This window comes from Adonisia turfae CCMR0081 (assembly GCF_011009555.1).
In the GTDB taxonomy this organism is placed as follows: Bacteria; Cyanobacteriota; Cyanobacteriia; order Phormidesmidales; family Phormidesmidaceae; genus Leptothoe; species Leptothoe turfae.
The window spans coordinates 170,107-185,089 of record NZ_QXHD01000004.1 but is presented as its reverse complement, the minus strand read 5'-3'; the positions used below and the strand labels follow the sequence as shown (position 1 = coordinate 185,089).

The 14,983-nt window shown below is 48.5% G+C and carries 5 protein-coding genes; all 5 read right to left on the bottom strand.

The features are described 5' to 3' along the window. A partial coding sequence (locus tag DXZ20_RS05020) for an MFS transporter (RefSeq protein WP_250565631.1) occupies positions 1–1,217 on the bottom strand: 1,217 nt, incomplete at its 3' end. A gap of 4 nt (positions 1,218–1,221) precedes the next feature. Beyond that, complete coding sequence (locus tag DXZ20_RS05015) at positions 1,222–2,967, bottom strand: MFS transporter (protein WP_163696809.1); 1,746 nt, start codon at positions 2,965–2,967, stop codon at positions 1,222–1,224. A gap of 15 nt (positions 2,968–2,982) precedes the next feature. Beyond that, positions 2,983–3,612 carry a class I SAM-dependent DNA methyltransferase gene (locus DXZ20_RS05010; RefSeq protein WP_250565630.1) on the bottom strand — a complete coding sequence of 210 codons (630 nt, stop codon included), beginning with the start codon at positions 3,610–3,612 and terminating at the stop codon, positions 2,983–2,985. Between the two features lie 12 nt (positions 3,613–3,624). After that, complete coding sequence (locus tag DXZ20_RS05005) at positions 3,625–4,806, bottom strand: TauD/TfdA family dioxygenase (RefSeq protein ID WP_163696805.1); 1,182 nt, start codon at positions 4,804–4,806, stop codon at positions 3,625–3,627. A 57-nt stretch (positions 4,807–4,863) separates the two neighbouring features. Beyond that, entirely contained in the window at positions 4,864–14,982 is a 10,119-nt protein-coding gene (locus DXZ20_RS05000; protein ID WP_284681661.1) for a polyketide synthase, read from the bottom strand. Between the last annotated feature and the right edge of the window lies 1 nt (position 14,983).

The following is a 14,983-nucleotide window of genomic DNA, read 5'->3' as shown; positions in this document are numbered from 1 at the left end:
ACACTCAATAGGCTAACCACAATAATAAGAATTGGGCCAACCCAAAAAGGCCATGAGGTTCCCCAGGCGGTGAACATATACCCGGCCAATAGAGGAGATATAATTGTGGCTAATGCGATCGCAGAGTCAGTCAGTCCAAATACTTTACCTTGTTGTCGAGCTGATACAGATTGTGACAGCAGGCTAACCGCAACAACTCGACATAGTGAATAGCCCAGGCAAATCACTGACAGTGACAGGAGAATATTGAGTAAACTTCTGCTAGTGGGCAAAAGCATCATCGCAATACTGTAAGTGAAGAGCCCCCAAATAAAGAGATTCGATTCTCCAAATCGTTTAATCAATGGGTTGATTAAGCCCAATTCAATACAGATGGCTAACCCTCCCCAGTAAACGTAGAGAAAGCTGGTACTTTGAGGGCCCCAATGTAATTCTTGACCTGTCCATAGCCCTAAAACCGATTGCACACTACTACCTGCAAAGGCAATCAGGACTAAGCCCATGATCAAGGTAAGTGTCAACGGATTCTTCAAGATTGTCTGGTAGTCTGTGAAGTTGAAAGCTGATGATTTTAGCTGTGTCTGATCAGGCTCTACATGAATCTTAGGTAAGGATTCTGGTAAGACAAAAAAGGTGAATGTCACCGCAAGGGCAGAAAGACTGGCTGCAACCAGGGCAGGGGTCAAGAAATCAGACGTTGCAGAGTCTGAGCCCACCAGGAACCCGCCTAAGGTTGGACCTAAAATAATGCCGCAACCATAGGCTGCCGATAAAACACCTAAACCTCTGGCTCGCTGGTCACTTGAGGTAACATCGGCAATATAGGCTGTAGCAACAGTGCCACTGCCAGAGGTGGCTCCAATCAATGCATTACAGGCAAACAACGCCCAGAGGGAGTGCAGCAGCCCAAACCACAAGCACGCGATTCCACTCACCACCATACTGGTGAGCAATAAAGGACGCCGACCAAAGCGATCGCTCAGTCCGCCCCATACAGGTGTTACCATGAACCCCGTAATGGCGGATGCACTAAATACCAATGTTGTCATTAGGGGTGACGCATTAAAGTTTTGAGCATAAAAGGGAATCAGGGGCACCACAATCGAGGAACTGACAGTATCAATCAGTACGCTGAGAAATAGAGCAATCTGAGCAAGATGACTTTTATCTTGCAACCAGGCCAAGAAACCTGGTCGATTAACGTCTTCTAAGGTCATAGGTTTACAACTGCCTTGGTAAACTTACCCCAAAGATCCAATTGCCAGGTGCTTGTAAATCTTCGTCATATAGAAATTGAGTCACAGCTTTTTCAAATTCCTCCTGGCATAGATAGCCATCCTGATTGAGGTCCAAGATATCAAAGGATTCCTCCAGCTCTGTTGTATTGATGCCAGTGGCTTGATAAAAATCTCTGAGTTCCTTGACCGTTACCTGCCCATCACCATCTGCATCAATCATATTCAGAAACAGGTTTGTGAAATCGTAATCAATTCTATGCTCTAAGCAATGTAACCATTCGGCGCGATCAATTTTCTTATTCCCATCTTGATCGGCTAGCTGTTGCAATAATCGACCAAACCTTGTGAGCGATCCTTGTAAAACTTGATAATCTGATGTTTCAGGATTCCAACCTCTAATGTTCGCTAACTCTTGACCCAATCTCTGGAAATCTTGTAATTCAATCACATCGTTTTGATCCTGATCTAGCAGATCAAATAAGTGCATTGATTTTTGCTGACGACGTCGCTGCATCACTCTTGATAGTCGGGATTGGGTAATCCGCTGCCAGCCAAAGAAGGCACCGATCAATAGCAATATCGCATTAATCCAGTAGGGCCAATTTGTCCCCAAAATCTCAAATAAAAAGCCACCCCAAATAGCCCCTAAACAACTGGCCAGACTTGAAACAGACTCCATGATTCCAAGGGTTTTACCTTGTTGTTTGGCACCCGATAGATGACTTAATAAACTAGTCAGGGTGGGGTTACCTGTAGCATCAGCCACAACGAACAGCAGCATCGCCCCAACCAGTTGAGGGCCTGTGCTTGAAAAAGTAATTAAGACAAGTCCTGCTATCATCAGGACCAAGCTTAAGAGAATCAATTTAACTTCGCCCAACCAACGCACGAGGCGTCCCATTACACCGATTTGGATGACTGCGGTAGCCAGGCAGTAGCCTACGATGAGATAGCCAAATTGCCGAGGTCCCCAACCTAATCGAGCATCACACCAAAGGGCCAAGGTGGTATGTAGCCCCATTCCAACAAAAACCATGGCGAAAACCACCAGGATCAAGCTGCCAATCAAGGAACGCCGCAGTGTATGCCTGATTTCCTTCAGAAATCGTTTGGGTGAGGTAATTTTTTTACTGGCTAGAGCTATCCGTCCCACATGCTTTCGAGGGAGAGCTATAAAAGCCATACAAAATGTTAAGCCAGAGGCAATGGTTGCTGCCAAACCCGGTGTCCGAAAATTAGGCTGGGCTTGGTCACTGCCAATTAGTAGCCCAGCAATCACAGGCCCTAAGATAAAGCCAATGCCTGCGGCAGCATCGAGAAAACTTAGGGTTTGGGTACGCTGTTCAGGAGTGGTTAAATCAGAGATATATGACTGAACAATAACAGTGCTGGCACTGGCTGCACCGCCGATTATTCGTGCCAGGAAAAGTATTGGTAGTGTGTTGGCAATGGTAAGACATAAAAATCCCAGGGTTGTGCCAGCAATATTAAAGAGTATGGTGGGGCGGCGGCCGATCCGATCACTCAAACTGCCCCAAAAAACGGGTGCGAAAATACCCATAAAAGGTAAAACGCTAAATAAAAGTCCAATTTCTAAGGGGGAGGCACCAAAGGTTTTTGCGTAGAAGGGTAATAGTGGAATAATAATGCCAGCACCGAGATAATCCAAAAGGGTACTCGTCAGCAAAATTGCTAACACCTTTTTCTCTCGATCTTGCAGGGTTGTCATTTGTTCAAGATTTAATTATTTATTGACTTGATAGACCCAAATTTGATAGTCAAGTTCAGGTGAAAGCTGGGGCAGTGGCTGAATTTTGTTACTTTGTGAAACCAGTTGCCACTTACCCGAGACTTCTAAGTCAAGCATTTTGGCTTTAAAGTCACTACTTTCATAAAATTCAGGTCGTAGGGGGAAAATAATATATCCATCCGGTTTGGTGATTCGGATCAATTCCTCAAATGTTTTACTGGGAGCATGGCCATAGGTAAAGACACCTACACTGATAATTCCATCATATGAATTGTCAAGAAAACCTAGGGGGTCACCCATTACCCGCCGGTACAGCGCTTGGTAGATCCCTTTTTCTGCCGCTTTTTTCAGCATGCCCTCAGAGAGATCGATACCTTCAAGATGAGTGAAACCTTGAGCATGCAGTGCCTTACCCACCAATCCGGTGCCAACGCCTGCGTCTAAAATTTTTGCGGTGTAGGGTAAATACTGGGTCAAGACCTCCACCGTCCGTTGGGGACCGACATAGCCTGAGAGATCTTCTAGATCGTGTTCATACTCGGCAGACCAAGCATCGTAGCGCTCGGCTAGATCCTGGTTATTTTTTGATTGATAGACCCATTGCACTTTTTCATGGACATTCATCTCGCTCATTCCTCAATTGATGGGTGATTCAACTTGATAAAAAGGCCGCAAAACTGGAAAATCACGACGACCTGTGAAATAGGCCCATTCTAGATAAGCGACTTTAAGATGCCTGGGGCCAGAACTTGGATCAAACGCGCTACGTCCATGCAAAATTCTAAAGTTTTGGAGTAAAAGACAGTCATCGGGGTTGAGTCTAAACCAGTATTGATACGCTGGATTTTTCAAATACTGAGAAAACATAATATAGGCTTGATAAAACTGTTCTAGTTTTTCAAATGCTAAATGCAGACCAAAGTTTTTATGACTAAAGTAAAGTTGAGTGATATCTCCAGCTTTATCAAGTTTAATAATTGGGGTTTTATGGGAAGTAAAGTAACCAACCTGTTCAAAAAATTGTCGAAATTGAACGTCAGATGTGGCTAAGATTTGAAAGAGATCAGGATGATCTGCACAAAAGTCTTGGACGACGCGAAACCCATCCACTAAAACTGTTTCTCCGCCAGTGGCTTGATTTTCGACACAATAAAGTAGTTGAACCACTGGCGGCGCGGGGATATAGGTCAGATCAGTATGGGGCGGTAGCGCATTGCCTTCATAGGATAAATCGTGGTTATTAGCAGCGGCTTGAACAGTAGAATAGCGTCCGAGGTCCAGCAGCTCATAAACCGGACCAATTGACCGCACAAATGGATCTAAGGCTGGCCATGGCACATTGCGTAGGCAGACACATCCTAAAACATCCAATTGCTCAATCAAGGTTGGTAGCGAGCAAGCTTGAAAGTCAAGCTTTTCAAATCCTTGGGCCTTTAGCTGGGCCTGATTCCAGAGAGTTTTTTTACCCTCTAGTTGAGAGTTCGGTGTCCTCAAGGTATGAGTATGATTGTCTCCGTCGTAGGTTTGGCTTAACAACCAGGTAAGTGGAAAACTACTACGGTGGGGTGGCTCTTCTTGCCAATCAATCACTAGCTTGTCATCGTCTATCCAAGCGGCATGGGGTCGTGGGGGAACTGGGTGATCGCTAATGTCATAGATTTTTTGGAATGAACTAGCATGATGGCACTCTGGTGATAAACAGTTATCTCTTAGCCAAAGGTAATGAAAGCGTTTGCCCCTGACACGTAAAAAGGTATCGTGCAAAGGGACGGGCTCACTAGTCTGCGGTTGATGTATTTGAGTACTACTTGGCTGCATAAAATTCTAAGCGTCTAAGTTTCTGTTGTCGCTCATAGGGGTGAGATAGGTACCAGATTAAGTGGTTAACCAGGCTGAGAGCTGAGTCGCTAAATACTGAACGTTTGGAACTTTAAGCATGGTGAAATGGTTGCCTGGAACAAGTTTGTAATCAAGTTGCTTGAGACACTGCTGCCAACCCCAGGTGGGATCGAGCTGGGTCTGATGGCGATCGGGTAAAAATTCAGGCATTGGGGAGGCCTCTTTAGCACGAAAGAGAACAGTTGAGATCAAATCGCTATGCTCTGGAATAGATGGATCATAGTGAATGGTGGCCTGGGTATTGGCCTGGTAAACCTGCAGGATTCGAGACAGTTGATCGTAGGTATATAATTGACCGCTATCTTTTAACATTTGCTGCAGATACTCAATCTGTTGTGGTAGTGAGAGAGTTTGTAACTGTTCACTGGAGATATGTAAATTTTGGCCCAAACTGCTGCCCCATTCATAGCCTAAATAGGCAATGTAGTCAGCCTGATTCCAGCTTTTAACGGCTTGAGTTTGGTTAGTTATCCCCGCTGGAATATCGAGCAAGGCCAACTGTGAGACTGACTGACCTTGCTGATGGAGCTGTCGAGCAATTTCAAAAGCGACCTTGCCCCCGAATGAGTGTCCCCCTAATTTATACGGTCCCTGGGGTTGGACTTGTTGAATAGCCTGGAGGTGATGGGCGGCAATGGTTTCAATGGTTGTATAGGGGGTTAGATCTTCATCGAGACCTAAGGAACGTAACCCATAAACAGGTTGATCTGCACCCAAGTAATGGGCCAAACATTCTAAATAAAAGACATTCCCCAGAATGCCAGGGACAAAATATAGTGGGGGTCGAGTTCCGTTGGATTGAATGGGAACAAGGGTGGAATGGAAGGACTTGTCTGTAGCTATTGGCAAAGCTTCCAGGTTAAATTTGGCAGCCAATTCAGCATCCAGATGCTGGACAAGTTTTTCTAGGGTCGGATAATCAAACAACACGGTTGAGCTTAGGGTGCAACCCAGTCTGGCTTGCAGGCGATTATTTAATTCGATTGCCATGAGAGAATCTAAACCCAGGCTGATTAAACGCTGTTCTGGACTAATGTTTTCCGAATCGCGTATTCCTAGAATGTGGGCAACTTGAGAGCGTACATTCTCCATTAAGTGTTGAATACGCGCTGCTGGGGAAAGACTGAGTAACTGCGCCTGCAACTGGTCACTGGAGAGGTGCTGAAGCTGGTTGGGTTGGGTTTTCTCTAAAATATCTTTATCTAAAATATCGTTTAAGAATGGGGAGGTTGATACTGTTTGTTGCTGGAATTTTGGCCAGTCCATGGGCATAATGCCGACCTGGGAGGGCTGCTCCTTTAAAACCTGTTCTAAAATCTGGATGCCCTGGGTTGGTCTGATGCTGCCCATACCCGCCTGGGCCAGTCGCTGCAAGAGCTGCGGTGTGTGTATGGCCAGACCGATTTCTGACCAGGGTCCCCAATTAATACTGGTGGCAGGTAAACCGCAGGAGCGGCGATAGGCTGCCAGACTATCTAAAAAAGCATTGGCAGCACAGTAGTTAGCTTGCCCTGCGGACCCTAACAGAGAGGCTGTGGATGAGAAGAGAACAAAGTAATCGAGGGGCTGGGTTTGAGTAAGCCTATGCAAATGCCAGGCTCCCTGAACTTTAGGCCCTAACACCCGCTCAAACATCTCCCAGGATTGCTGGGTGATGACGCTATCGTCGAGGACGGCAGCTGTATGAAAAATACCGGCCAACGGGGGAGCGTCCTGGTCAATTCTAGTGAGGAGGCTGGCAACCTGTTTGATATTTGTCAGATCGACTTGAGCGACGTCAATGGTGATGCCCTGGGCCTGCCAGGCTTGGATTTTTTGCTGGATGGCGGGGGATGGCTCACTGCGACCCAGGAGAATTAAATACTTTGCTCCTTTCTCAATTAACCAGCCTGCGACCTGTAACCCCAAAGCCCCCAGGCCCCCAGCGATAAGATAGGTGCGATCGCAATCAATACACATCTCTCCAGTTGCCGATTTTACCGGTGCGATCGCAGCACCATTGCCCGGTGTTTGTGTCACCACCACCTTACCGATATGTTTTGCCTGTTGCATATAGCGAAAGGCATCGGTAGCCTGTTGCAAAGGAAATAGGGTTTTGGGTAATGGCTGCAGACTGCCTGCCGCAAAGTCTGCCATCAGCGTTTGCAACATCTGTTGAATAAGTGCAGGTTGCTGGGCAAAGACCTCGGCTAAATCCACAATTTCATAGTGAATATCGGGTCGGACCTGGGCGACCTGCTCGGCACTCCAAATATTGCGTTTGGAGAGTTCCAAAAAACAACCGTTGGGGGCAACAATTTCCAGGCTTTTGGCGATAAACCCGTCACCCGTCAGCGTATTGATCACCAGGTCCACGCCCTGACCATCTGTCTTGGCCATCACCTGATCAGCAAACTCCAGGGTGCGGGAGTTCATCATGGGGGTCAATCCCTGGGCCTGCAATACCGACCATTTAGCCGGGCTAGCTGTACCAAACACCTCGGCTCCAGCTTGCTGTGCTAGTTGCAAAATGGCCTGGCCGACGCCCCCTGCGACAGAATGGACGAGAACGCGATCGCCCTGGGCAATATGGGCCTGGTGATGTAAACACCAGTAGGCGGTTAAAAATGCAGCGGGAAGGGTGGCGGCGTCGGCAAAGCTGTGATGGGTGGGTTTTGCGATCGCTAATTCTGCCGGGGTGGTCACGTAACTCGCAAAGCTATTTTGGGCAATCGCCAACACGGGATCACCCACCTTAAAGGTGGTGACGCCAGCACCCAAGGCGACAACGTATCCCGCACATTCGGAACCCAGGGGAGGATTGCCTGGGTAAAGTCCCAGGGCATTGAGCACATCTCGAAAGTTGAGACCGGTGGCTTGAACTGCGATCGCAATTTCTCCTGCTTGGGGTTGGGGGACTGCCACCGGAACAAGATACAGCTGATCGAGATTACCCCGTTCAGAAATGTCTAATTGGCAGGATTCTGTTGGTGGTCGGTCGTTATCTGAAAGGTGAGAATTTCCCGGTACATAATGTTTGAGTCGTGCCACATAACGTTTTGCCTGGCGGAAGGCGATGTGGGGTTCCGGTTGTGAGGTATCAGAGCTGGGGTTAATCTCAGCCCAAAGCTGCCTGATGTCATGGTCTATGTCAACCGCTGCCGCCTCTAAATCCATCAGGCAACAGTTTAGTCCGGGGTGTTCCAGGGCAATTGTCTTTGCCGTACCCCACAAAGGGGCTTGAGCCAGGCCAGGGACCGGCTCATTGGAGATAACCGCTTGGGTACCTCGTGTTACCAACCACAGCTTCGGCAATTCCCGATATGTTTTCACCAATGTCTGGACCAAATGCAGCGTGGCCTGACAGCTCGCTTGAGTCGCTTGCTCTAAATAGGTGGCTGAGCTATCTGAACTATCCTGGTGCGGCAACGAGGGCCAATTTAAGCTCCATAACTGAATAACCCCTGTGAGGGGGCGGGTGGTCAGTGGTTGTTCATGGGATTGCGGGTGACCTGTTTCAGATTGAAAGACTAATGTGCAATCATGCCCCTGGTGCTCCAGCAAAACCGCCAATTTTTCCCCAATGCCCTGATTATCGGCATAGATTAACCAGTGTTGAGGGGTTGACCTGGCACTATGGGCAGCATTAGCACGCGGTTTGCATTGCCATTCAACCGAATACCACCAGTCTTGCCAGGTTGGAGTGCTCGTTGTCGCCTGGCGTTGAATTTGTCGGTGTTCCACTGGATGGAGCCGCACCCCTTCTAGCCAAGCAATGGGCTGACCGTCGGGGCTATACAATCCAAAATTAGCTCTGATTTCAGCACCTGCACTGTTCCTCTCCAGTGGCTGTAGTTGTGCAAATGCCCAGGTTTCTTGGGTGGCCCGCCCATAGACTTGTAGGCGATCAATCCCCACGGGCACATAGGTTTTGCCGGGTATATGGTCCGTTAGAAGCAGCAGGTCTAAGACTTGCAGACAGGCATCTAAAATAATGGGGTGCAGGTGATAATTGGCCAGATCCCTGGCCTCAAGGTCTCCTAATTCAATCTGCCCCAGGGCCAGGTTATCTGTTAGCCACAGGTGTGTGATTACCTGAAAACTGGGGCCATAGTGCATCTGCTGCTGATCAAACCGGTCGTATAATGTCTCCCGCGCAATGGGGCGGTTACACTGTGATTGCAATGTGACCAGGTCCGGGAGTGTGACTCCAATTTCATTTCCCGGTTTCGATGACAAAACCTGGCCAGTGGCATGCAATGTCCAGGACGATTGATGAAGGCTATAGATTTCAAGCCGATAGGTGGATTTTTCTGGGGTTAACACAGTTTGAACCACCTGATGGGCCGTTTCAGGTAGGATTAACGCTTGCTTGAAGTTGATATCTTTAAGCGTAAGGGATTGCGATTCTAGGGCAATGGCCCCGGCAGCCAGGGCCATTTCTATATAGCCGGTTGCAGGCAGCAACGGCGTTTCAAAAATGCGGTGGTCTTGTAGCCAGGCGGGTAAATCTGGATGCAGGTCGGCCTGGAATCGTAATTCCTGGCTTCCGGCCAAGGGCACAGGACAGCCTAGCAGTGGGTGGCTCTGTTGGATTTGCTTTGGAGAAAGCGCTGAGTCAGGGTTTGAAACTATGGGCGGTGTTGGTGTTTGGGGTTTCACCTCAATCCAGTAGCGTTCCCGTTGGAAGGGATAGGTGGGCAGGGGCAGGCGACGACGATCATCCCCTCGGTCAACCCCCGACCAGTCCACAGCAAGCCCCTGTTGGTAGAGGGTGGCCAAACTGGTCAGCAGCTGTTGCCAGTCATTTTTTGAGGGATGCAAGCTGGATAACCATAGGGGTGGACAATGCGGAGGACTATTGGAGTAACAGAGCCGTGCCATGCCCAGTAGTGTGGGCTTTGGGCCAATTTCAATAAATAGATTGATCCCCTGGCGTCTCAGGTGCTCAATGCCCTTGGCAAATTGAACGGTTTCACGGGCATGACGGCACCAGTAATTCGCTGTTGTCACTTCCTCAGTCACTAACGTGCCAGTCACATTAGAAATCAGTTGGATTTGAGGGAGGGAAAACTGAATCTCCTGGAGTACTTGCTTAAAGTCCTCCAGCATCGGCTCGATCAACGCAGAATGAAACGGATGAGAAACAGCTAAAGGCTTGACCTTAATGCCCTGGGCTTCTAATCTTGCCGCTACCGCATGGACCGCATCGTGCTGTCCCGAAAATACGACGCTCTCGGGTCCATTCACGGCGGCAATGGCAACGGTGACGCCTGCTGCTGCAATGTCCTCACGCACCTTGTGCTCAGCAGCGATGGTGGCGACCATGGCCCCATTGGCGGGCAATGCCTGCATCAACCTACCCCGTGCCGCTATCAGCTTGAGTCCGTCTTCAAGACTAAAAACACCGGCAACGCAGGCTGCCACATATTCTCCAACGCTATGGCCCATCACCACCTGGGGCTGAATGCCCCAGGATTGCCAGAGTTTGAATAGGGCATATTCAATGGCGAAAAGAACAGGTTGGGTATATATGGTCTGGTCGAGGGGGGAAGGAGAGAGAGAGAGAGGGGAAGAGAGGGAATCAGACTGTAGGGGCTGGCCTTGTGCCAGCCCCTCTTCTACGATATCTGGGTAGAGAATATTCAGAATATCTAGATCTAGGTAGGCTCGGAGAATGTTGTTACAGTGATCGAGGGTCTCACGGAACAATGGTTGAGTCTCGTATAATTGACGCCCCATACCCACATATTGAGATCCCTGTCCTGTAAAAAGAAAAGCAATGTGATTGCCTGGATTTGGTTCTTTTAAACCGCTAGAGTTAGAGGATTTAAAAGTTGAGGCAGGTAACGTTGAGGCAGGTGCTGCCGTGAAAGCAAGTAATTGTTGCCGGAGTTCTGATATGGAAGAGGCGACAATGGCGAGTCGATGTGACCAGTGCTGACGACCTATATTGGCTGTGAAACAGATGTTGTCCAAGGTTCCAACTGCATCAGATGCCAGATAATCAATATACTGATCTGCTAAAGTTCTCAGCGCAGTATCGGTTTGAGCAGAGATGGCTAATAGATGCCATGGACGTTGCAAAGGTGGGGTTAGTGAATTCTGTTTTACAGGTTCTGTTACTAGGTTGGGTGCTTCCTCTAAAATAAGATGACAATTGGTACCACCCATGCCAAAGGAACTTACCCCAGCACGGCGGGGAATCTTGTCGGTGACCCAGTCTGTCAGGTGGGTGTTGACATAGAAGGGACTTTCAGCAAAATCAATCTCAGGATTAGGGTGTTTGAAATGCAAACTACCCGGAATTTGTTTATATTTCAGGGCCAAGATGGTTTTGATCAGTCCAGCAATGCCTGCGGCTTCGGCTAAATGTCCAATATTTGTTTTAACAGACCCCAAAGCACAATAATGCTGCCGCTGGCTAGTTTGACGAAAGGCCTGGGTTAATGCAGTGACTTCAATGGGATCCCCCAATCTCGTGGCGGTGCCATGGGCCTCGACATAGGTGATCGTATCCGCATCAACGCCAGCTCTAGCCTGGGCCTCAGCAATCACTGCTGCCTGTCCCTCAATGCCTGGGGCACTGTAACCAATCCTGAGCGCGCCATCATTGTTCACAGCCGATCCTTTGATCACTGCGTAGATGGTGTCACCATCTACTAGGGCTTGTTGTAATCGTTTTAAGATAACAATACCTGCACCATTACCAAAAACGGTCCCCTCAGCCTCAGCATCAAAGGCTCGACAGTGGCCATCTGGGGACGCGATACTACCTGCTTCATAGAGATAGCCCACCTGTTGAGGAGCCGTAATCGCAACGCCACCAGCAACAGCCAGATCACATTCCCTTGCGAGGAGACTTTGACAGGCCACATGGACGGATACCAGAGAGGTGGAGCAAGCTGTCTGAATATTTAGACTGGGACCTTTGAGGTTCAGTTTATAAGCAATGCGAGTGGGCAAGCTGAAGTTTGCATTCCCCAACCGGACTTGCAAATCGGTGGCTGATTCTAAAAAGGTTCTGTGGTGGGAAAATCCTCGATTTGGGTGGACGTTATTGAGTAGGTACGTGTTGAGGCCAGACCCTACGTAAGTGCCCACTAAACCAGGATAGGTTTCAGGGGTATACCCGGCATGTTCAAAGGCTTCCCAGGCACATTCCAGCAAGATGCGCTGCTGCGGATCAATCAGTTCGGCTTCACGGACACTGTATCCAAAGAAAGCGGCATCAAACTGATCGATCTCGGGCAAGACCGCACCGGCTTTCACGTAATTAGGCCGATGAATAAGGTCCGCATCGTTAACATCTAAGTCTTGATCCGCAAAAAATGTAATTGACTCTACGCCATCGCGCAGATTTTGCCAAAACTCTTCCAGATTATTGGCCCCAGGGAAACGGCCTGCCATGCCAATGATGGCGATATCACTAGTCCCACCATGGGTTTGACGAGACTTTAGAGAAGAGCGAGAAGGTTGCTTTGCCGGTGATGGCTGCTGCTGTAATGCCTGCTCTAAATACTTAGCGAGGGCACTGATGGTGGGGTACTGAAATAACGTGACCATTGACAGTATCCCACCATGATGGTCAGCTAACTGGCTATAGATTTGGTTTAAAAGTAAAGAGTTACCACCTAGATCAAAGAAATTGTCATGGATACCAACAACGTCCAGCTGAAGCACAGTTTGCCAGACTTGAGCAATGTCCTGCTCCAGCTTTGATTGGGGGAAGACTAGCTCGGTCTCTAATTCGCGACGCTGGCGATCGGGTGCCGGTAAGGCTCGACGATCAATTTTGCCATTGGGGGTGAGGGGCATTTTGTCCAGCAGCACAAACGCTGACGGCACCATATAGTCTGGTAGCTGCTCTTGTAGATATTGGCGTAATTTGGTTTCTAATTTACCAGTGAGTTGCGATCGCAACGGATTATTACTATAAGTCGCCCAGGGTCGAGAGTCGACATTAGTACCGAGGTAATCTAACAGTGGACCATTAGATTGTCCTTCTTTCTGAAAGACAACGTTGTAACAATCTTGAGCATTACAGCCAGAGGGCGTTAGATAAATTGTATAAGCCAACTCCTCCGCTAGCTCCCACCAGACTTCTGGATTCATTCCTGACTCTGGCTGGGATTGCAAGCTTTGCCGTAAGTCTTTAACCGTAGATATGCCGGATGACGTTTCACCATCTAACCACCGTAACGCCTGAAATGGATGACTGAGTCGAGGGTTTAGGACATTTCGAATACCCAACAGATCAGATTGTTGTGTTTGCAGCCACTGTCTGACAGTTGCTACGTCCAGGGGAGGAGATTGTTTATCCGCATGCCAGTCCAGCCATGTTATGGGGAGTCCTGTTTGTTGTTGCTTGCCAATGTGCAAGACAACATCGTAGCGAAAGCGGGTGAGTTCGTTTTGAGCTTGCCCTCGCTTTAATTGAATGTCAACATGGCTGACCTGCGGAATCTGCTGCTGTAATGCGAGGAAAAACTCGGGGGTGATGGTCAAATCCGTGTCAGCATTCAGACTTTTTTTAATCCTTTGCTGCAGTTGCTCCCAAGGTAGAGAATCTGGTGCTTTAGAAAGCTGAATATCCGTATGAAAAGCTTTTAGCCATTCATAATTGCGTACATCTCCAACAAAAATAACCCCTCCCTCTGTGACCTTCTGAGCAGCCTGTTCCAAGACCGCCACCAGGTAGTCAACGGTGGGAAAAAATTGTAAAACAGAATTCAAGATAACGGTGTCCAGCCCCTCTGTCTCAAGCTGGTTAAGCTGATTGGCCGTTGCCTGGGTAAGGGTGATTTTGTCTTGCCAGCTTGTGCCTTGTACCTGTTGGTCAATAAAGTCTAATGCGGCCTGAGACAGATCAATCCCGTAATAGTGTTCACATCTGGGGGCAATGCGTAGCAGCAGCATCCCGGTGCCACAGCCAATTTCTAGCACTCGTCTGGGCTGATGGGCCGAAATACGGGCTACAGTTTGTTCAACCCAATCTCTCATTTCTGGTGCTGGAATCGGCTGTCCTGTGTAACTATCATTCCAGCCTGCTAAATTGAGTGTGGGGTCAGACGATTGCCCCAAGGCATGGTAAGTGGCATCAATGACCGTTTGCCATTGCGATAGCTGCTCATTTTGGAGATCTAAGTCAGCCTGGTCTTTAGCAACGATATAAGCAACTAAGCGCTGATCTCCAGGTGTCTCTTCGCGGGCAGTGACGACTGCTGCTTTAACTGCCAGATATTGGTGGCAAGTCGCTTCGATTTCACCCAATTCGATGCGAAACCCTCGAATTTTAACCTGATTATCTAAGCGACCTATATATTCGATGGCACCATCGGGTCTATAGCGAGCTAAATCTCCTGTCCGATAAAGGCGAGCCTTGGGATGGTGACTAAATGGATTGGCGATAAACCTTTTTGCCGTTAAGTCTGGTCGGTTGAGATAGCCCCGAGCTAAGCCCATGCCGCCGATGTATAACTCTCCGACGTCCCCAATAGAGACAGGCTGTTGCTGTGGGTCAAGGATATAAATTTGCGTATTGGCAATCGGGTGCCCAATCGGCACAACGTTGTCAGACGTGCCCCGTTGACAGCACCAAAAGGTGACATCAATGGCTGCCTCCGTCGGACCATAGAGGTTATGTAAGTCTGCATCTAGACAGCTAAAAAAGCGCTCCTGAAGCGCAAAGGGTAACGCTTCACCACTACAAATGACCCGTTTGAGACAGGCACAGCGCGTAAGATTTTTCTCGTCTAGAAAAATCTGCAACATTGAGGGAACAAAATGTAGTGTGGTTATCTGCTCTTGGGCAATTGTCCTGACCAGATAACCAGAATCTTGGTGTCCGCCGGGTCGCGCCACCACCAAACGTGCCCCGGTGATTAAGGGCCAGAATATTTCCCAGATGGAGACATCAAAGCTAAAGGGTGTTTTTTGCAGAACTCGATCATCTGGATGCAATTGATAGGCATCTTGCATCCAGAGCAACCGGTTACAAATCCCTTGATGGGTGTTCATGGCCCCTTTGGGTTTGCCAGTGGACCCTGAGGTGTAAAGGGTATAGGCTAAATTCTCAGGATTAACAGCACTGGCAGGATTGGTTTGGGGCTGCAGA

What these genes read in the sequence shown, in the direction of transcription:
- DXZ20_RS05015 (WP_163696809.1), bottom strand. Translation starts at nt 2,967, where the DNA reads ATGACAACCCTGCAAGATCGAGAGAAAAAGGTGTTAGCAATTTTGCTG.
- DXZ20_RS05010 (WP_250565630.1), bottom strand. Translation starts at nt 3,612, where the DNA reads ATGAATGTCCATGAAAAAGTGCAATGGGTCTATCAATCAAAAAATAAC.
- DXZ20_RS05005 (WP_163696805.1), bottom strand. Translation starts at nt 4,806, where the DNA reads ATGCAGCCAAGTAGTACTCAAATACATCAACCGCAGACTAGTGAGCCC.